Source organism: Streptomyces sp. NBC_01723 (genome assembly GCF_036246005.1).
In the GTDB taxonomy this organism is placed as follows: domain Bacteria; phylum Actinomycetota; class Actinomycetes; order Streptomycetales; family Streptomycetaceae; genus Streptomyces.
The window spans coordinates 8,593,371-8,612,840 of sequence record NZ_CP109171.1; the positions used below are offsets into that span (position 1 = coordinate 8,593,371).

A 19,470-nucleotide genomic window follows, 5' to 3' on the forward strand; every position below is an offset into this window, starting at 1 on the left:
GCGTCTCGGCCCCGGCCCTCATGGAGCGTCCCCTGCCTCACGCGCCCAGTGGGCGGCGCCGAGCAAGGGGGCCTCCTCGGGCCGCCGGGCCGGCAGCACGGGTACGCGCCGTCCACCGGCCGAGGCCAGCCCCGCGGTGAGCGCGGGGTGGATCAGCCCCCACGACCGGGCCACGGAGCCACCGATGATCACCGCGGTCGCCTCGAAGCGGTCGGTCCAGGGAGCCAGGGCTCGGCCGAGTGCGTCGAAAGCGTAGCGGAAGGCTTCGCCGGCGGCGGCCTCCCCCTTCCCGGCGCGTGCGGCTATTTCCCGGACGTCGGGCAGGAGTGCGTCGTCCGCCCCGGAACCGGTGGCGGGGCGGGTGGGAGCCTCCGCGCCGGCCTCCACCAACGCCCCCGCACCCCCGACCGCCCCCGCCCCGCGGAGCGCGGCGTAGTGGGCGCGGAGGCCGCGGCGCGACACCGTGTCCTCGAGGGGCCGGCCGTGCACGGTCAGCCGGTGCACGTGGCCGCTCGGCGGCACCAGGGGGCCGGAGTGGACGGGACGGCCGCGGGACAGGAACGAGGACCCCACCCCCGTGCCCAGCGTCAGGCAGACGACGCGATCGTGGCCCGCGGCGGCACCGGAGCGGTACTCGCCGACGGCGAACGCGTCGGCGTCGTTGAGGAAGCACAGCCGCTCCGCCCGGCCGGCCAGGCGTGCGCGCAGGCCGGCGCCGACGTCGACGCCGGACAGGGACTCGAACTTGCCCATCCCCTCGAAGCGGCCGACGCCGGTGGCATAGTCGAAGGGACCCGGCATCGCCACACCCCAGCGCGGGCCGTGCCCGGCGGGCAGCGCCAGGGCCGCCGCGGCGACGGCGTCGAGGACCACGTCGGCCTCCGCGTCCGAGCGCAGACGCGTGCGGACCACCGTCGAGGGGAGCACACGGCTCGCGGCGGGGTCCACGAGGGCTGCGGTGACGTGCGTACCGCCGATATCGAGCACCGGAACCGGCAGCGGGGCCCGGCCGGTGGGGGACCCGGTCACGGCTCCACCACCAGCGCCTTGACGATCCGCAGCTCGGTGTCGCCCAGGGCGCGGACGCGGTAAGGGCCGACCGCGGCGGGGACGGTGAGGGTCTCGGCGAAGGCGAGCGGGTGCGTACGGCCGTCCGCCGTCTCGACGACGGCGCCCTCGCCCGCGGCCAGGTTGAGGATGTGGAAGCGGCCCGCGGTGTCGTCGGGGATCGCGGAACCCGGTTCCACGACGAGGCGGTGCACCGCGTAGAACATCTCGGGCAGGGCACCGACGACCTCCTCGCGCCAGCCGTCCCCGGCGCGCAGCGTGCGCGGCTGCTGAACGAGGTCCTTGACGACGTCCTCCCCGCGCCGGTCCGTGTCCAGGTTGGCGAACCCGTGCTCATAGGGCAGTGGACGGGACGCACCGGCGGCGTCCTTGCGCAGCCAGTCGTAGAGCCGCAGGGAGTAGAGGTACGGGGTGGCGCTCACCTCCAGGACCAGGTTGCCCGCGCCGGAGGCGTGCGGTGTGCCCGCCGGGATCATGAAGAGCTGACCCACCGTCGCCGGGTGGGACTGGACGTGGTCCTCGACGGGCACCGGGGCGCCGTTCTCGACGGAGTCCTCCACCTGGCGCCGCAGGGTGTCGACGTCGGCCCCCTCGGTGAGGCCGAGGAGCACCCGGGCGCCGTCCTCGCTCGCGGTGACGTAGTACGTCTCGTGCTGGGTGTACGGCCAGCCGAACACGTCCCGCATGTACTGCTCGCGTGGGTGGAGATGCAGGGACAGGTTGCCCCCGCCCACCGTGTCCAGGTAGTCGAACCGGATCGGAAAGGACGTGCCGAACCGGCGGTGCACGTCCGCGCCGAGCAGGTCCACGGGGCGGGTGACGCACAGAAGCTGGAAGGGGACCTCGACCTGCGGTCCGCCCCGCTCGCCGACCAGGACGCCCGCCTCGGGCGCGATCAGCTCGTAGCCGAGGGCCGTGTTGCCGGCCTGTGGGGTGAAGCCGAGTTCGCTCGCCGCCCACCGGCCGCCCCACGGGGTGGAGTTGAAGTACGGACGGGTGCGCACCGGGCCCCGGGCCAGGTGGGCAAGGGTGGCGCGCAGGGCCGCCCCGTCCAGTGCGGCCGGGGCGGCCGGGTCCTGGACGTCGATCCATCGGTCGATCCGTTCCGCGATCGCGTCGCGGTGCCGGTCCAGCACGGGCCAGTCGGTGTAGAACAGGCGCACCAGGTCGCCGGGTGCGGCGGGGCGGCCCAGGTTGACGCCGACCGGCAGCTCGCCCTTCGACACCGCCGCCTCGGCGTACCGCTTGGGCAGGTCCGCGTACCAGAGCAGGTCCGGCTCGCACAGCGAGGCGCCCGGCCCGTACGCCACGACCACCGCATCTCCGCCGGGGCGCTCGGGCCGCGGAGGGGAGTCGAACAGGTCCTCGACCCGGGCCTGGGACAGCGGGGTGAAGAACGGGTCGTCGTCGGGAACGGGGCGGGCCGCCGGCCGCTCGCCGGCGGCCGGCCCGTAGTGGGCGCGCACGTCGACCAGGTCCGCCTCGCGGCCCGCGGCGCGAACCGCCTCGGCGAGGCCGTCGGCCAGCGCGGCCCAGTCCAGGGCCGCGGGACCGTCGACGGCCAGGACGAGCGGGCCCGGCGGCAGGCCGACGGCCAGGGCGGGCCAGCCGGCGACGACCTCGCCGGCGACCGGCTCGTAGCTGGGGAGGGGGTCGTACGAACGAGACGCGGGCACAGCTGCTCCTTACTCGGCTCCACGATGCTCGTTAACGATAACAGTGCATGGCTGAAGGAGTCCATGCCCGTTCCGTGGGCTCTCGGCTATGTCTTCATGCACTTGACCTGCGTATTTGCCCCAGAACCGCAATGGAACTCGAATTTCTTCGAGTCGAAGCCTTGCTGTGGCCGGAATGGTGTCGTTAACCTCCACGCAACACGCACTGGGCAGCTCCGGGCCTCAATGGGTCCCGCGCACCCCGTGATTCACATCCGGCCATGCAGGTGGCCCGATTCCGTGAAGGTGATCCATGTCAGCATCGGGCAGGACCAGCAGCGCGACCGCGCCGCTTGCCCGGCGCCGCCTCCTCGTCGGGGCGGCCGCCGGTGCGGCCGCCCTCACGACGGGGGGCTGCGCACGGGGAGCGAGCACATCCGCGCAGCCGGGGACCACGAGCATTTCCAACGACAACGCCACCTGGGACGACGGCTACCGCGCGGCCGGCCGGGAACTGGAGAAGATCACCGGTTTCGCGCTGCGGCCGCTGTCGAATCCGTCGGTCACCTCGTACCAGCAGGTCGTACAGATGACCCTGCAGACCTCCAAGGCCTCGGACCTCGTCAAGTGGGCGTCGGGCTACCAGCTCAAGCGCCTGGCGCGGGCCGGTGGGCTCACCGACCTGACACACGTCTGGGAGGGGTACGCGGCCAAGGGGTGGGTGCGTGGCACGTCCCGGGAGGCGGTCTCCTACCGCGGCAAGGCGTTCGGCATCCCGCTGTACGAGTCGTACTACGTGCTCTTCTACAGCAAGCCCGTGTTCCGGAAGCTGGGCCTGTCCGCCCCGGGCAGCTGGGAGCAGTTGCTGCACTGCGCGAAAGTCCTCAAGCGCAACGGGATCACCCCGTTCCTCGCCAGCCAGGTGGGCGGCTGGCCCGCGATCGAGTGGTTCCAGGAACTGGTCAGCAAGGTCGACCCCGGCTTCTACGGGCGCCTGGTGGCCGGCGAGGCCTCCTACACCGACGAACCGGCCCGCCAAGCGATGGACATCTGGCACGACTTCATGCGCAGGGGCTGGATGACGCCCCCCGACTTCGACCAGGCCCGCGGCCCCGGCGCGCTGAAGGAGGGCACGGTGGGCATGTTCCTGCACGGCACCTGGCAGGCCTCCGGCATGTCGGCCGCCGGCATGAAACCCGGCACCGACTACGGCGCCTTCATCCTGCCGACGGTGCGGCCCTCCACGCCCAAGAGCGTGATCGCCGAGTCGGGGGTCTTCGTGGTGCCCGGCCGCGCCTCCTCGCACGAGGCGGCGACGGCCAACGTCGGCGCCTGGCTCACGCCCTCCGTCCAGCGAGTGTGGAGCGACTTCCTCCAGGACAGCTCCGCCAACCCCACGGTGCGCGCCGGCAATCCGGTGGTGGCCGAGCTCCAGCGGGACATCGCCCGCAACCGCCGGACGGCCCTGGTCCGCTACTGGGAGGCCAGCCCGCCCAGCCTCATCCAGGGCAACACCAACGACCTCGGCGGGTTCATGGCCGGGCAGACCTCCCCGGCCACCACCCTGCGCCGGATGCAGGAACGCGCGCACGGCGAATGGGCGGCCTGGAAGCGAGACGAAGCATGAGCACTCCGGTGACCGACCGACGCCCTCCGACCGCCGCCGGACCCACGGGCCCCCGGCGCACCCTGCCCACCCCCCGGACCCACCGGTGGGTCGCCGTGCGGGAACGGGTGGCGGCCGCCGGCTTCATGGCCCCGGCGGTCCTGCTCGTGACACTGTTCCTGCTGGCGCCGTTCGTGTGGACCATCCACCGCGGCTTCTTCAGCGACACCCGGACCTCGCCGTTCAGCTGGTTCGACAACTACGCGCTCTTCGCGTCCGACCCGGCCCTGGCCCGCTCCATCCAGAACACGCTGATGTGGGTGGTGGGCACGGTCGCCCTCCCGTTCGTGCTCGGGCTCGCCATCGCCTGCATGACCAACGCCGGCCGCTTCTCGCGCCTCGCGCGGCTGTGCGTCGTCCTGCCCTACGCGCTCTCCGGGTCCGCGGTCGCGGTGGTGTGGAACTTCATGCTCACCACCGACGGCGCCGTCAACCAGGTCCTGACCGGCATGGGACTCGACTCGCTGGCCCAGGGCTGGCTGCTGACCTGGCCCGGCAACACCGTCGTGATGATCCTCGCCAACGCCTGGCAGGCCACCGGCGTCGCCGTCATCCTCTTCCTCGTCGGACTCCAGTCCATCCCGCCCGAGACCCTGGAGGCCGGCGCCCTGGACGGCGCCGACGGGCGGCAGCAGTTCTGGCACATCGTCCTGCCCCAGCTCCGTCCGGTCTCGATCATCGTGATCGGCATGAGCCTGGTCAACGGCCTCAAGTCCTTCGACCTGATCTGGGTGCTCACCCAGGGCGGCCCCGGACGGGCCACCGAGACGCTCGCCGTCTCCATGTACAACGAGACCTTCCTTGAGCTGCGGCCCGGCGCGGGAGCGGCCATCGCGGTCGTCCTCACCGTGATCGTGCTGGCGGCCTCCTGGCTCTACCTGCGCCGCCAGCTCGACGTGAAAGGCGAATGACGATGCCCCTCGGCCGACTTCTGCGCAACGCCGTCATCGGGGTGCTCGCCCTGCTCTGGCTGATCCCCACCTGGCTCCTGGTCGTCAACGCGCTCGTACCCGCCGGGAGTTACACGGGCAGCCCGCACTGGCTGCCCCGGGAGTTCGGGCTGTTCGACAACATGTCCCAGGCCTGGGAGCAGGCCGACCTGGGCCCCGCGCTCGGCAACAGCCTGCTGTACTCCGTGGTCAGCGCCGTGGCCGCCGCGGTGATCGCGGGCTTCGCCGCCTTCGCCACGATCGTCATGCCGGTCAGGCGGCAGGCCCTGTGGTTCTGGGTGATCTACTCCGGCACCCTCCTGCCCCTCCAGGTCTTCCTCAGGCCGCTGTTCCTGTCCTACGCGCACACCTCGCTCTACGACACCCAGATCGGCCTGGTGCTGATCTACACGGCCATCGCGGTCCCGTTCGCCTTCTTCGTCATGCGCAACTACGCCCTGACACTGCCGCGTGAGGTGGTGGAGGCCGCGCGCATGGACGGCGCCTCGTGGTGGCGGGTGTTCTGGCAGATCCACGTCCCCCTGACCCGGTCAGCCATGATCGCCGTGTTCGTGTTCCAGTTCGTGGCCGTCTGGAACGACCTGATGTTCGGCATCACCATGGTCACGAGCCGCAACATCCGCCCCGTCATGGCCGCGCTCGCCGACCTCCAGGGCAACTACTCCAACGTCGGCCCGCCCATCGTCCTGGCCGGCGCCCTGCTGGTCTCGCTGCCGACGCTGCTGCTGTTCTTCTCCGCCCAGCGCTTCTTCGTCAGCAGCCTCAAGATCCACCGCTGAGCCCGCACGCCTGCCCGCCGCCTCCCCCTCAACGTCCTCATCATCGCGAAGGGACACCGTCATGCCGAGATCGCTGCTCACCCGCGCCGTAGCCCCCGTCCTCTGCGCCGGCCTGCTCTGGGCCGCCGCCCCCGCACAGGCCCGGACCCCCGCGGACGCCCAGAGCCCCACACACCCCCGCCCGCTCTCCTCCGCCCAGTGGGCCGACCGTGCCACCGGCGCCTACCGTGCCCTTCAGAAGCACCTGTACGAGGGCCCCGGCCGCCACGGGCTGTACCTGGAGCACACCCCCCGCCAGGCCTCCGACCCCGAGCACTCCTACCTGTGGCCGTTCCGCGAGGCCGCACAGGCGGCCGTCGACATGCAGCACCTCCCGCGCACCGGGGCCGCCTACCGCCGCGACGCCGCCGAGCGCTTCGAGACGGCCGAGCTCTACTACACCCCCGGTGAGCGACCGGGCTACGAGTCGTACCTGCCCGCCCCCCTGGGCGCCGGCGGCGACGTGTACTACGACGACAACGCCGTCGTCGCCCTGTCCCAGCTGGACCAGTACGAGGCGACCGGCGACGAGCGGTACCTGGAGCGGGCCGAAGCGGTCGTGCCGGTCGTCTCCCGGGCCTGGGACGACGACACCACCAAGGCGTGCCCCGGCGGCATGGACTGGTACGACGGTCCCGGCAACACCATCCGGGCCACCAACGTCACCGCCCTTTCCGCCCAGCTCGCCGCCCGGCTCTACGAGCACACCCGCGACCCCGCCCACCTCGCCAAGGCCGAGCAGTGGTACGGCTGGGTGTACTCGTGCATGCGCACCGCGCCCGGCCTGTACGCCAACGACCGCGGCGACGACGGCAGCACCAACGGGACGCTCTGGACGTACAACTCGGGCGCCATGATCGGCACCGCCACCGCCCTCCACCGCGCCACCGGTGACGCCGGCTACCTGCGCAAGGCGGTGGAGGACGCCCGCGGTTCCCTGGCGTACTGGGCCGAGGGCAGCCGACTGCACGATCAGCCGGCCGTCTTCAACGCCTTCTACTTCAAGGACCTGCTCGACCTGGACGCCGTCCGACCCGACGGGGCCTACCTCAAGACCATGAGCGCGTACGCGGACAGTACCTACCGGACCAACCGCGACGCCACGAACGGCCTGTTCCGCTTCCAGCCCTCGAACGGTGGCGACTACGACCCCGCCGCGCCGGCCGCGACGCTCAACCAGTCGGCCATGGTCCAGATCTTCGCCACCCTCGCCGACGCCACCCACCAGCGCCACCGGTCCTCCTGACGCCACCCACTTGCGCCACCCGGTCCTCCTGACGCGGCCGGCCGCGCCACCGCACCCTCGACGCAAAGGACACCCACGCACATGCCCAAGCCACCGCTGACCCGGCCGTCCTGGTGGGACTCCGACATCGCGCGCGACCTCCTCAGGGAGCGCGTGGCCACCACCGTCGGCCTCGGCGGCCTGCGGGTGCGGCTGTCGGGGGAGCCCCTGTTGCGCCACGACGCGACAGGCGGACTGCTGCAGTCCGTACGGCTGCGGGTGGAAAGCCCCGACGGCGCCCGCCCGCGACCGCCCCTCACCAGGGCCCGCGTCACCACCAGCGGGGGCACCCCGGTCCACAGCGAGCTCGTGCCGGGGCCAGGGGGCGACACCCGCCTCCTCGTCCCGGAGGTGGACGCCCCCACCCCGCTGCTGATCGAACTGCCGGAGCTGGAGGAGGGCACCCTGCTCGCCTTCGAGGCCCACCCGCAGCGCCACTGGACGCTCCACCTGGTGCAGCACTCCCACCTCGACATCGGCTACACCGACCCGCAGGGCCGGGTGATGGCCGAGAGCCGCGCCTATCTCGACTCGCTGCTGGAACTGTGCCGCGACACCGACGACTGGCCTGAACCCGCCCGGTTCCGCTGGGCCGTCGAGGGGTTCCACTCCTTCCAGGACTGGCGGGCCAACCGCCCCCGCCGCCAGGTGGAGGATTTCCTGGACCGGGTGCGCGAGGGACGCGTCGAACTCACGGCCATGCCGTTCAACCTGCACACCGAGACCTGCTCCACCGACGAACTCCACGAACTGCTGCGCCCGGTGGCCGAACTGCGCGACCGCCACGGCATCGACATCACCACGGCCATGCAGACGGACGTGCCCGGCCAGGTGGTGGGCCTGCCCGACGTCCTCGCGGACCACGGCATCCGCCACCTGTCCGTGGCGCACAACTGGGCGGGCCGCGCCGCGCCCCACCGGGTCGGCGGGGAACACCTGCCCCGCCTGTTCCGATGGCAGGCGCCGAGCGGCAACAGCGTCCTGGTCTGGCGCACGGACACCCCGCACGGGCTGGCCTACATGGAGGGTTCGATCCTCGGCTTCGACGAGTCCTACGACCACGTCGACGACCTGCTGCCCGCCTACCTCAGCGCCCTGGCCCGCTTCCCCTACCCCCACCAGGGACGCGGCATCCCCGGCTTCCCCGCCCTCGGCCTGCCGGACACCGCCGACCCCTACCCGTGGGACGTGCTGCACCTGCGCGTGCTGGGCAAGTTCGCCGACAACGGCCCACCGCGCCGCATCATCTCCGACACCGTGCGCCGCTGGAACGAGGAGTGGGCCTACCCGCAACTGCGCGCCTCCCGCAACCAGGACTTCTTCGAGGACGCCGAGAAGCGCGTCGGGGACCGGCTGGAGACCTACCGGGGCGACTGGAGCGACTGGTGGGTCGACGGCGTCGGCGCGGGAGCCGTCCCGCTCGCCGCCACCCGGCGCGGCCAGGCCGCCCTCGCCGAGGCGCAGACCGTGGCCGGCTACGCCCACCTGATGGGCGTCCCCGGCAGCACGGCCGTCACCACGGACGCGCCGGCCGTCTACCGGTCCGCCTCACTGTTCAACGAGCACACCTGGGGCGCGGGCGACCCCTGGACCCACGGGGAGCACGGCCACGGGTCCGGCGAGAAGCAGTGGCACTGGAAGTACGCCCAGGCCATGCGCGCCCACGACGACGCAGAGACGCTCCTGGACTCCGCGTCCGCCCTGCTCGGCGAGGCCTTCGCCCCCGCCGCCGGCGCGGCGGCGTCCTTCTACGCCGTGAACACGTGCAGCTGGCCGCGGAGCGAGACCGCCAGGCTCTTCCTCCCGGAGAGCACGGTCGCGCTCGACGAGCCGGTCCGGGTCCTCGACGCCCGCACCGGCGAACCGCTGCCCTTCGCACAAGAGGCCCAGAGCAACGAACGCCACCGCGCGGCCGGCCGCTTCCTGAACGTTCCCGTCGCGGACGTGCCGGCGTGCGGAGCCGTGCGCCTGGACGTCCTCACCGGCGCACAGTCCCCGGCGGCTCACGACGCCGAGGCGGCGGCGCTCGGGTCCGCCGACGCCACCGTCCTGGTGAACGACCACCTGCGCGTGACGGTCGACCTGCGCGAGGCGTGCGTCTCCTCGATAGTCGACAGGGCCACCGGCCGCGAGCTGGTCCGCCAGGACGCCGTCGTCGGCTTCAACGGCTACGTCTACGACGAGTACGCCACCGCCGGCGCGTTCAACCACCAATCCAGCAAGACCGTGGCCGACGACTCGATGCACCTGCTCGCCTCGCGCCGTACCGCCCCGCCCGCGGCGCTCGTCGACCGCACGACAGACGCCACCGGGCACACCCTCGTCTACGAGTGCGCCCCGGCCGGCACCCGCCGACTGCGGGTGCGGGTGCACCTCCCGCACGGAGCGGCCCGCGTCGACATCGAGAACCGCATCGACAAGGACGCGACCCTCACGAAGGAAAGCGCCTACTTCGCCTTCCCCTTCGCCCTCGACCACCCCGTCGTGCACACGGAGGCCACCGGCGGCGTCCTCGGCACCGACCGGGAGACCGTACCGGGCTCGGCGGCCCACATGCGCGCCGTCCGGCGCTGGATCAGCCTGAGCGACGGCACCCGCCACGCCGCACTGGCCACCACGGACGCCCCGCTCGTCCAGCTCGGCGGGATCGTCATCCCCTACGTCCCCTATCCCCAGTCGCTGCCGCAGGAGGAGCCTGCCACGGTCTTCTCCTGGGTGCACAACAACATCTGGGACACCAACTTCCCCGCCCAGCAGGGCTTCGACCACGTTTTCCGCTACAGCGTCGGCTTCAGCACGGGCGAGGAGGACGCCGACACCCTCGGCGTGCGCGTCGCCGCCGTCACCGGCCACCCCCTCGTCCCGGTACGCGCCCGCGCCTCGGCCCGGGCCGAAGTCCCGGCGCAGACCCGGTTCCTGACGGTGAACGACCCCCGGGTGCGGCTCGTCGGAGTGACAGTCCCCAACAACGGCCGCCTGCTGGTGCGTCTCCAGTCGGTGGCCGACACCCCGGTCACCTGTCGCCTGAGCACCCCCTTCAGTGTGGCCCGCGCCTTCCGCACCACCTACCTGGGCCTGTGCCCGCGCGAGGCCGGGCCCGCCCCGGACGGCACCGTCCCGGTCGACGTACCGGCGCTCGGAACGGCTGCCGTCGTCCTGGAACTCGCCTCACCGATGCCCGAGGAGGACTGACCTGAACGCCCCCACGGGGCGTGGAGCCGATGTCGCAGAAGATCGGCCTCCCACCCGGAGGGCGTGGCCCGTCACTTGGTGGAGGAAGGATCACCAGCCGAGAGCAGCACGGTCGACGGGTTGGACATCGGCGAGGACGCCTGGGTCAGCATGGTTGTCCGGGAGGCGCGCATCGTGACGCGGGTCGGCGGCAGTCTGCCGAGCGTGTCCGTCGGCGACGGTGCTCTCGAGGGGACCACCTGGTTCTGGCCGGGGGAACGGCATGTCGCCGCACTGGCCGACTGCACCGGCGTCGAGGTCTTCGACCGGCATACGGATGACGACGCCGTCCTCCAGAAGGGGGCGGACGCCCGCCGGTATCCGGGCACCGTGATCGGGTCCCGGCCCGCCGGTTCGCGCCCGGAGCGCGGCCGCTGCCCGCCGACGGTGACGAGTCGTAACGGTCAGCGCGTGAAGTCCGTCTCCTCTATGCGAGTCTGCACGGTACGGCCGCTTTCCCAGGCGTTGGCACCCGGTGCCACTTCGGGTGTGGGAATGTCCTCCCGGTTCTCGCGCTTGCGGGACGTGGAGAGGCCGAGCCTGTCGTCCCGAGCCCGGATCATCTCGTCCGACGCCTGTCCGTCCTCGGTGAAGCCCATCATCAGCTGGGGGATGCCGTAGGGAAAGTCGTCGCGGTCGTACTGCCAGGTGTGGAACGTCTTGCCGTAGGTGGTGACGAGATCCTCGAAGTAGGCGTGTTCGGCCAGGTCGGGGATGCCGGGGGCGGTGAGGATGCCGGACTTGACCTCGTAGTGGTGGCTGTGCCAAAGCCGTTTCTCGTCCTGGGGCAGGCCGCGGAAGCGTTCCTCGCTGATGATGTACTCGATGCCGATCAGGCGGGCGTCGGGCGCGTTGCGGTCGAAGATGACGCACTGGTGCAGGTCGTGCTGGAGGTGGATGCAGAGGTGCGTGGCTTCCACCTGCCGGCCCATGTCGTCGGCGTACATGTGGAAGCCGTTGAGGTAGGTGCTCATCGCCTCCAGCGGGTACTTCCGCTGCATCGAACCGGCCGCCAGGTCCAGCGCGCGGTGTTTGAGCGAGTGCCCCTTGCCGATCTTGCCGACCGTGGCCGCTTTGCGGCCGATCAGGAGACCGGCCGCTGCCGTGACGCCTGCCGCGGCGCCGATACCGACGCTCGCGGCTGGTCCCAGGCCGGAGCCGCGCGATCGGTGCGTGCCCTGTGTGAGTCCCATGGGCGTCGGGTCCCCCGTGCCGCGTGGCCGTAACGGGCCGCGTACCGGTACCCGCGTGCTGCGCACAGTCCCGGACGATCCCGGCGAGGGTGGCAAGACTGCCGATCCGTCGTTTGTCCATGAGCGCGGGAGGCACCCCGGAGTGCGGCCAAGTCGATGTTCACGAATTCCGGAGGCACTCGCTGCTGACGCGACAGTCAGCTCTCAGGAGCGCGCCTTGGCGGGTCGCGCTGCATCCACTCCGCACCTCACCCTCGCTCGGCGTCGACTCCGGCGGGACAGCACGGTGGCCGGAACGAGGAGCACCGCGCCGAGGAAGAAGTAGCCGTTGATCACCATGGTCTTCCAGAAGTCCCGTGACCCTGTGTCAACGGCCTCCTTCTCCATCCCGAGCAGGCCGTGCGGAGTGAGTCCCGTCGCTGTGGTGACGTTCTCGACGAGACCGGGCACGCCCCGCATCGTCAGCACCGCGCAGCCGATCCACAAGGGCACCCCGTGCCATACGAAGCACACCACCAACCAGGCGACGGCAGCGTACGCCCAGCGACGGAGGGTTCTGCCGGGTTCGGATTGCATGACCTCGACGCTACGGGCCGGGGCCGGACGAGGCGCGTCGGCTCACAGGAGGAGCGCCTCCACCGCACGGGGGAGATGCGCAAATACGGGGGAGATGCGCGTATATCGAGCGGGAATGGGCGGCGCCCATACGGTTTGCCGCCGCCGCGCGGGCCGATGCGGACGGACGCTGTGGTGTAGAGCGGGTCGTCCGCGGTCCCGGCCCGGCTGGTGCCGGAGCGGGTACTACAGGGGGTAGCGAGTCGTGTGCGCAGGCCTTGGTGGCAGCGTGAGAGACGTGGGGAACTAGAGTGAGCGGACAGTTCCGACGGGCGTGCTGAGGCAGGTGGTAGCGACATGCAGTGGCAGAGGTTCGCTGAGCAGATGGCTGAGCTGGCCCGGGATCTCCTGGAGAAGTCCTCGGTCCAAGAGACGCTGGATGCGATCTCGACGGCCGCGGTGGACCTGATCGAGGGCTGTGATGCGGCGGGGATCCTGGCGGTGCGCAAGGGCAAGGCGATCACCCTGTCCTCGTGCGGAGAGATGGTTGAAGCCTCCGATCGCATCCAGGGCCAGCTCGGTGAGGGGCCGTGTTACGACCTCGCCCGCCGCGTGAACGGCGAACGCACCTACCGGATCGCAGACATGACCCGCCCCCAGCCTGCCTGGCCGGCCTACGCCGAGGAGGCTCGCAAGCTGGGGATCGGCAGCATGGCCGGCATCCTCCTCTACACCGACAAAGAAGACTTCGGTGCCCTCAACCTTTACGGCCGGCGCCCCGGCACCTTCACCAAGGACATGGAAACCGCCGGCTGGATGCTCGCTTCCCACGCCGCCGTTGCCCTGGCCAGCGCCCGCACCATCGACCAGCTCGAACACGCCATGGAGACCCGCCACGCCATCGGCGAAGCCATGGGCATCCTCAGGGAACGCCACCACATGAGCGAAGACGAGGCCTTCAACGTCCTCCGCCGTCTCTCTCAGCACCACAACATCAAGCTGCGCGACGTGGCGCAGCAGTTCCGCACCGAGCACGAGCGCCCCTGACCCGATATCGGGCCGGGGGCACTCGGAGTCCTGCCGGAATCCTGCCGCGCCACGCCGGGCGAGCCGCGGGTGCCTGCCTCTACCCGGGGGTGGCCCTTGAAGGGGCGTCGGGTGTCCTCTCCGCGTGAGACCGTCGGCCGTGCGCAGGAGGCCGGCTCGCCTGAAGGGGCAGCTCAGCTGTGATCTGTTTGCCTCCGGCGGCCCGCTTCACGATAAGGGCGCTGCTGAGGGCCGAAACGATCCTGAGCCCGTGTCCTCCTATGCGGCGGGGGTCGGCCGGCTGGGGCTGGGGCATGACGGGAGAGGTGTCCCGCACGGTGATCAGCAGCGTGCGGCCGTGGTGGGCCCGCCGGAGTTCCAGACTGCCGGGGCCTGGCGCGTGTCGTGTGGCGTTGGTGACCAGTTCACTGGCCACGAGCCGGATGTCGTCGGCAGCGGCTGGCGGCACCGCCACCCGGTGGGTGTGGTGCAAGGCGAGCAGGAGTGCGTCGACTTCGGCCCGGGCCCGGGCGGCCGCGAGTGTTGCGTCGCTCCAGGTCAGATGTCGCCGCAGACTGTCGTCCGGTCCCTGCCCCTCCGCCTGCTTCATAAGCGGGTAAGACATAGGTTGTCACTTTCAGTAGTGAAATTTGGTGCTCTTGACCTTGTGGGCTGAGCAGCGTCTACCCGCCCGGGACCGTGTCATGGGAGCCGCCGACCGAACACACAAACAGCAGACGGCCTCCTCCGGGCAGTGTGCGCCAAACCGGGCGGCTACAGGGCGACTCACTCACGGTCGACACGGCGTCCCCCTGCCTGTCCCCGCGGACCCCTAACACGGGCGGCGCCTTCGGCGAACGCCCCACTCCACCGTGCTGCGCGGTCTGAACGCCGCGTTTCCTGCCGCCGTGCCACTGACGGTTCCCGCCCGCCCTCCCCATCGCCGCCGAGTCCCGCGAAGGCTACGACCGGGACGCCTTCCGCCACTGGAACCCACCGGCGCCTCTGCCTGGGAAGCGAAAGGCCGGGAGGCGTACGTCAACGACCTGGAAGCGGGGACCGGCCTCGTCGCGGTCACGGCCCGCTCCACCCCGTCCATGGCCGACCAGGCCCCGGCGACGTGGCTGCCGCCGGCTGCCGCAGGCAATCCGCGGGGCGACGCCTCACCGGGTACGGCCTTCGTAGGCCGCCGGGCCGGGCCCCTGCCTGGGGTGGGGCGGGGGGATGGGAAACTGGCGGGTATGGATATCCGCCGCAGGAACAATGTCACCGTCACCGGCCGTGCGGATGCGCCGGTGCTCCTGCTGGCGCACGGGTTCGGCTGCGACCAGAACATGTGGCGTTTGGTGCTCCCCACGCTGGCTGAAAGGTACAGGGTGGTGCTCTTCGACTACGTGGGCTCGGGCCGGGCAGACCCGACGGCATGGGACGAGCGCCGGTACACCTCCCTGGAGGGCTATGCGCTCGACGTGCTGGAGGTCTGCGAGGAGCTGGACCTGCGCGACGTCACGTTCGTGGGGCACTCGGTCAGCGCGATGGTCGGGGTGCTCGCGGCGGCGAAGGCGCCGCGGCGCATCTCCCGTCTGGTGATGGTCGCGCCCTCGCCCCGCTACATCGATGAGGACGGATACCGGGGCGGGTTCAGCGCCGAGGACATCGACGAGTTGCTGGAGTCGCTGGAGTCGAACTATCTGGGCTGGTCGGCGGCGATGGCCCCGGTCATCATGGGCAACGCGGAGAGGCCGGAACTCGGCCAGGAGCTGACCGCCTCGTTCTGCGCGACCGACCCGGACATGGCCCGCGTCTTCGCCCGTACGACGTTCTTGTCGGACAGCCGCGAGGACCTCAAGACGGTGACGGTGCCGACGCTGATCCTGGAGTGCAGGCAGGACGTGATCGCCCCCCGCGAGGTCGGCGCCTACGTCCATGACGTCATCCCCGGCAGCCGGCTGGTGACGTTGGAGGCGACGGGGCACTGCCCGCAGCTGAGCGCGCCGCAGGCCACCGCGGGGGCGATCGTCGACTTCCTCGGAGCGGTCTGATGATGTGCCGCACCGCCCAGGAGCCCGAGCCGGGTGAGGAGCAGGGCGTAGACGCCACGGACGCAGTATTCACATCGCTGCTGGAGGACAGCGCGGAGGAGCTGTACGAACAGGCCCCGTGCGGGTACCTGTCGACGCTGATGGACGGCACCATCGCGAAGATCAACACCACGTTGCTGCAATGGCTGGGCCTGGACCGGTCACAGGTGGTGGGGCGGATGCGGTTCACCGACCTGCTCAGCGTCGGCGGCAAGCTCTACCACGAGACGCACTTCGCGCCGCTGTTGCAGATGAAGGGCGAGGCCAGCGGCATCGCCCTGGACATCAAGACGGCCGGCGGCCAGCGGATGCCGGTGCTGGTCACCTCGAAGGTGAAGACCAGCCAGGACGGTGAGCCGCTGCTGATCCGCACCACCGTCTTCGACGCCCGCGACCGCCGCGCCTACGAGGCAGAACTGCTGCGTGGCCGCCGGGCGGCGGAGGAAGCGCGCCGACGCTCCGAGGCCGACCGGGCCCGGCTCCAGGAAGCGCTCGCCGTCCTCCAGCAGAGCCTGCTGCCCACCCAGCTGCCCGCGGTTCCTGGCCTGGAGGCCGCCTCCTACTACCACACGGCCTCCCCGGACCTGCTGGGCGGAGACTTCTACGACCTGTTCCCCCTGGGCGACGGCCGGTGGGCGTTCTTCCTCGGAGACGTGTGCGGCAAGGGCCCCCAGGCCGCCGCAGTCACCTCCCTGACCCGCTACACCCTGCGCGCCGCAGCCCTGCACGAAGTCGACCCCGTCACCGTGCTGACCACGTTGAACACGGTGCTGCACGAGCGATACCAAAGCGGCGAAGGCCGCTACTGCACCGTCATATTCGGCGTCCTCGAACCCCACGATGGACGCGTCGGCGTGCACCTGGCCGCCGGCGGACATCCCTCCGCGCTGATCCAGCGCGCGGACGGCAGTACCGACTTCCTGCCCACCCCCGGCGGCCTGCTTGTCGGCGTCCTGCCCCAGGCCTCGTTCGCCGCCGCCCGCACCGACCTGCTGCCAGGCGACACCCTGCTCCTGTACACCGACGGCCTGACCGAGGCCCGCACCGGGCCAGAGCGCGAGCTGTACGGCGAGGACGCCCTGCGCGCGTTCGCCGCCGGTCAGCCGCCGGCGGGCCCGCAGGCGCTGATCACCGCCCTGAGCGGGCTGCTGGCCTCCTTCGGCGAGGGCCTGGACGACGACACCGCACTGCTCGCCCTCGGCGTGCCCACCCCGAACCTCACCGCGAGCGAAGACCCGACATGAGTTCATTGACGATCACCACCCGAGACGCCGCCATCGGTCCCGTACTGGAGATCACCGGTGACCTCGACCACCACACGGCACCCGACCTGCGCAAGGCCGTGGAGAGTCTCACCCTGGCCGCGGGTCAGCTACTGGTCCTGGATCTGGCCCGTCTGGACTTCTGTGACTCCAGTGGGATCAGCGCGCTGATCTCCGCCCGCAGCCTGGCCACCGAACAAGGCGCCGGCATAGCCCTGGCCGCTGTCCCCGCCAACACCGCTCGCATCATGGGCATTGTCGGCCTGGACCGGGTCTTCACCATCCACCACGATGTCGCGGCAGTCACCGCCGCCCGTTCCTCCGATCCGAGCTGTCGTCAATCGATCATCTGACGACAGGCAGGCGGGACGTCACATGAACCCCCGCGATTTTGGGATCCGCGGCGGCGCGAATCCAACCAAGTTCCGCCTCGTCCGGCTCCACCTGGAGACAGGCCGACCCCTCCGACGGCTGCAACACCCGTGCCGAGGTCCACTGCCGCTACATCGCCGAGTGGGTGGGCACCAAACTGCGCCGGCCCCTGTCGGCGGATGAGGCCGAAGCGGCGGCCATGCGCGACGTCGCGGCCGACTGCTCCGAGCAGACCGTCACCTACGAGCCGGCACTGTAGGGGGTACGGCCCGGTCGACCGCACTGACGCGGCCCGCCAGCAGAGCGCCCTCGACCTTATGAACGCCGCGCTCTGACCGTCAGCCGATTAGCCGTAGCTTCGTGGAGGACAGGCCGAGGCGGATCGTCTGGCCCCAGGTGAGTTCGAGCGCGTCGCTCTCCATGCCGTCCCCGAAGGCGACAAGGCGCTCGGACTCCACGGTCACCGTGAGCCGCGCGTCCGCCGACAGTTCACCCGCGTTCAGGCGTGTTCCCGTGGCGGGGGACGGCCACGCCTCCCGGACGAACCAGGCGAGCCGCGCCTCCGTGGGGTGCGGCAGCCGCCACTCGGTGGACCGGTCCCGCCACGCGGACCGGAGCCAGCCGCTCGCCCCCGTTCCCGTGCCGATCAGCACCCCCGACGAGGCCTGGGTCTCGACGACACCCCTGTCGCCGTCGAGACCCAGGCGGTACCGGGCGGTACGGTGACCGGCCGAACCGACGTAGATCTCGTTGAGCGCCACCAGGCGTTGCGTGTCGTCGGTGATGGCCTCGACCATGCTCAGCTCGTCCCCGCCCGCGGAGACGGAGAAGGCGGCGGGCAGCAGCCGGGCGGCGTCCGCCGGCCGGTGCCGCACCAGGACACCCGGATTGCGGCCGGGATCCGCGTCGACGCCGACCACCGGCCGGTCACCGACGTACTGAGCGACGTTGGCCACGAGCCCGTCCTGCCCGACCGCCACCACGACGTCCTCGGGACCGAACAGGAAACGGTCCAGGTCCGCCCGCTCCACCTGCGCGCGCCGCCAGCTCAGCGGCACCGCGGCCGACACGAGCGCGAGCGCCCGCTCCACCCGGTGATGCCGTTCGACGACCTCCTCGATGGACCGGCCCCGCGAGGACAAGAAGAACGCCGCCTGCCCATGCGTGCCGTGCCGGGCGACCAACTCCTCGTACTCGGTGGCGCGATGCACGAGGACGGCCCGGGGCGCCAGGCTCACGCCGCGGGCTCCTGGCCCGCCCCGAGCCGTGCGAGCAGCCCGGTCAGTACATCGGGGGAGACGGTGACGCTGTCGATGCGCGGCAGGTTCTCGGCGAGGCGGGTGCCGGTCAGGGCGCGCAGGACCGCCACGTCCACGTCGCCGTGCACCCGCAGCCAGGCCGCCTGCGCCTGGGCGCGGGCCTCGCCGACCGCACGGGCGCCCTCCGCCTCCGCCTGCGCGAGGCGCACCGCCCGCTCGGCCTCGGCGCCGACCCGGACCGCGTCGGCCGCCGCCTTCTCCTCCTCCTCCCGGCGGCTGTTGGCGCCGCGCTGCTCGACCAACTGCTCCTCGCGCCGCGCGAGTTCGATCTGGCTGGCCAACTCGTTCTCGGCGATCGCGCGTTCACGCTCCACGGCGACCGCGCGCCGCTCGTACGTGGCCCGGTCCGCCTCCTGCTGGATCAGCTCCCGGGCGGGGGTGCGCAGGGCACGCTCCACCTCCGGCTCGGGCCGCACCGCCATCACGCGGACGGCGACGACCTCGATCCCCGTGGAGGGCAGCCGCGGTTCCTCGCGGAGTCCCTGGAGTACCCGCTCGCGCACCGCGGGCACGCCTTCGGCGAGAGCCGCCGCAAGGGATGTGCGGGCCAGTACTTCGAGAGCGTGCTGCTGAGCGCTCTCGGTCAACAGCGTGGCCAACTGCTCCAACGGGGCGCCGCGCCACACCCCCGTGTCGGGATCGACGGAGAAGTCGAGTCGTTCGGCTGCGACAGCGGGGTCGGCGACGCGGTAGGTGACCGTCGCCTGCACGGCCACGTCCTGGAAGTCGACGGTCCGGGCGTGGAACGTCATCGCCAGCTCCCGGTCGTCGACCGGCACTTCGGACAGCGCGGCGGCCAGTGGCCGGAACCAGAAGCTCAGCCCGGGACCGTCGTGCGTGAGCTGCCCCGCACGGTGGTGTCGTATGTGAGCCGTGGGCGCCGCCCGCAGATGACGCCAGCCGAAACGCTTGGTGATGTCGGCCATGAGCCCCCCTCTCCTTTAGAGTCACATTGACTATAAAGAAGAGGGGGGATAGCGTCAAGGGGA

Annotated in this window: 17 protein-coding genes; 10 read left to right on the forward strand and 7 right to left on the reverse strand. The window is 71.5% G+C overall.

The genetic code is table 11. From position 1 onward, the window contains the following. Nucleotides 1-18 precede the first annotated feature (18 nt). The gene (locus OIE75_RS39945; RefSeq protein ID WP_329473873.1) at nt 19-1,029 is read right to left on the reverse strand and encodes an ROK family protein; all 1,011 of its coding nucleotides are present in this window, start codon (nt 1,027-1,029) and stop codon (nt 19-21) included. Continuing rightward, nucleotides 1,026-2,744, reverse strand: coding sequence for a class I mannose-6-phosphate isomerase (locus tag OIE75_RS39950; protein WP_329473874.1), 1,719 nt, complete (start codon nt 2,742-2,744; stop codon nt 1,026-1,028). Before OIE75_RS39950 ends, OIE75_RS39945 begins: the two co-directional genes overlap by 4 nt. Before the next feature lie 292 nt (nt 2,745-3,036). Here OIE75_RS39950 and OIE75_RS39955 point away from each other — a divergent pair, with 292 nt between their 5' ends. The 5 genes from OIE75_RS39955 (at nt 3,037) to OIE75_RS39975 (ending at nt 10,634) form a co-directional block, all read left to right on the forward strand. Further along, complete coding sequence (locus OIE75_RS39955; protein ID WP_329473875.1) at nt 3,037-4,350, forward strand: ABC transporter substrate-binding protein; 1,314 nt, start codon at nt 3,037-3,039, stop codon at nt 4,348-4,350. Then, the gene (locus tag OIE75_RS39960; protein WP_307017392.1) at nt 4,347-5,300 is read left to right on the forward strand and encodes a carbohydrate ABC transporter permease; all 954 of its coding nucleotides are present in this window, start codon (nt 4,347-4,349) and stop codon (nt 5,298-5,300) included. Before OIE75_RS39955 ends, OIE75_RS39960 begins: the two co-directional genes overlap by 4 nt. After that, a complete protein-coding gene (locus OIE75_RS39965) occupies nt 5,297-6,118 on the forward strand; it encodes a carbohydrate ABC transporter permease (protein ID WP_329473876.1) in 822 nt (273 codons plus the stop codon). The genes OIE75_RS39960 and OIE75_RS39965 overlap by 4 nt, the downstream gene beginning before the upstream one ends. Before the next feature lie 61 nt (nt 6,119-6,179). Then, a complete protein-coding gene (locus OIE75_RS39970; RefSeq protein WP_329473877.1) occupies nt 6,180-7,403 on the forward strand; it encodes a glycoside hydrolase family 76 protein in 1,224 nt (407 codons plus the stop codon). 81 nt (nt 7,404-7,484) lie between these two features. Next, nucleotides 7,485-10,634 carry an alpha-mannosidase gene (locus OIE75_RS39975; RefSeq protein WP_329473878.1) on the forward strand — a complete coding sequence of 1,050 codons (3,150 nt, stop codon included), beginning with the start codon at nt 7,485-7,487 and terminating at the stop codon, nt 10,632-10,634. 443 nt (nt 10,635-11,077) lie between these two features. Here OIE75_RS39975 and OIE75_RS39980 read toward each other — a convergent pair whose 3' ends face one another. Together OIE75_RS39980 and OIE75_RS39985 are read right to left on the reverse strand one after the other, a co-directional pair. Continuing rightward, on the reverse strand, nt 11,078-11,866 hold the full coding sequence (locus OIE75_RS39980) for an OBAP family protein (protein ID WP_329473879.1): 789 nt from the start codon (nt 11,864-11,866) through the stop codon (nt 11,078-11,080). A gap of 204 nt (nt 11,867-12,070) precedes the next feature. Beyond that, a complete protein-coding gene (locus OIE75_RS39985) occupies nt 12,071-12,442 on the reverse strand; it encodes a hypothetical protein (RefSeq protein WP_329473880.1) in 372 nt (123 codons plus the stop codon). Nucleotides 12,443-12,778: 336 nt separating this feature from the next. Here OIE75_RS39985 and OIE75_RS39990 point away from each other — a divergent pair, with 336 nt between their 5' ends. Further along, entirely contained in the window at nt 12,779-13,468 is a 690-nt protein-coding gene (locus OIE75_RS39990) for a GAF and ANTAR domain-containing protein (RefSeq protein ID WP_307017405.1), read from the forward strand. Nucleotides 13,469-13,547: 79 nt separating this feature from the next. Here the strand turns inward: OIE75_RS39990 and OIE75_RS39995 are convergent, their stop codons facing one another. Further along, nucleotides 13,548-14,072: an ATP-binding protein gene (locus OIE75_RS39995; RefSeq protein WP_307017406.1), complete on the reverse strand. Its 525-nt coding sequence runs from the start codon at nt 14,070-14,072 to the stop codon at nt 13,548-13,550. Between the two features lie 616 nt (nt 14,073-14,688). On the opposite strand from OIE75_RS39995, the gene OIE75_RS40005 reads away from it, so the two are divergent. From OIE75_RS40005 to OIE75_RS40020, 4 genes are read left to right on the forward strand one after another with little or no spacing between them, the layout of a single operon-like run. Further along, nucleotides 14,689-15,489: an alpha/beta fold hydrolase gene (locus tag OIE75_RS40005; protein ID WP_307018312.1), complete on the forward strand. Its 801-nt coding sequence runs from the start codon at nt 14,689-14,691 to the stop codon at nt 15,487-15,489. Between the two features lie 2 nt (nt 15,490-15,491). Continuing rightward, entirely contained in the window at nt 15,492-16,772 is a 1,281-nt protein-coding gene (locus OIE75_RS40010) for a SpoIIE family protein phosphatase (RefSeq protein ID WP_329474165.1), read from the forward strand. Continuing rightward, nucleotides 16,769-17,143: an STAS domain-containing protein gene (locus tag OIE75_RS40015; RefSeq protein ID WP_329473881.1), complete on the forward strand. Its 375-nt coding sequence runs from the start codon at nt 16,769-16,771 to the stop codon at nt 17,141-17,143. The genes OIE75_RS40010 and OIE75_RS40015 overlap by 4 nt, the downstream gene beginning before the upstream one ends. 38 nt (nt 17,144-17,181) lie before the next feature. After that, complete coding sequence (locus OIE75_RS40020) at nt 17,182-17,421, forward strand: hypothetical protein (RefSeq protein ID WP_329473882.1); 240 nt, start codon at nt 17,182-17,184, stop codon at nt 17,419-17,421. Nucleotides 17,422-17,500: 79 nt separating this feature from the next. Here the strand turns inward: OIE75_RS40020 and OIE75_RS40025 are convergent, their stop codons facing one another. Together OIE75_RS40025 and OIE75_RS40030 are read right to left on the reverse strand one after the other, a co-directional pair. After that, complete coding sequence (locus OIE75_RS40025) at nt 17,501-18,400, reverse strand: hypothetical protein (protein WP_329473883.1); 900 nt, start codon at nt 18,398-18,400, stop codon at nt 17,501-17,503. Next, on the reverse strand, nt 18,397-19,407 hold the full coding sequence (locus OIE75_RS40030; protein ID WP_307017412.1) for an SPFH domain-containing protein: 1,011 nt from the start codon (nt 19,405-19,407) through the stop codon (nt 18,397-18,399). The genes OIE75_RS40025 and OIE75_RS40030 overlap by 4 nt, the downstream gene beginning before the upstream one ends. Nucleotides 19,408-19,470 lie beyond the last annotated feature (63 nt).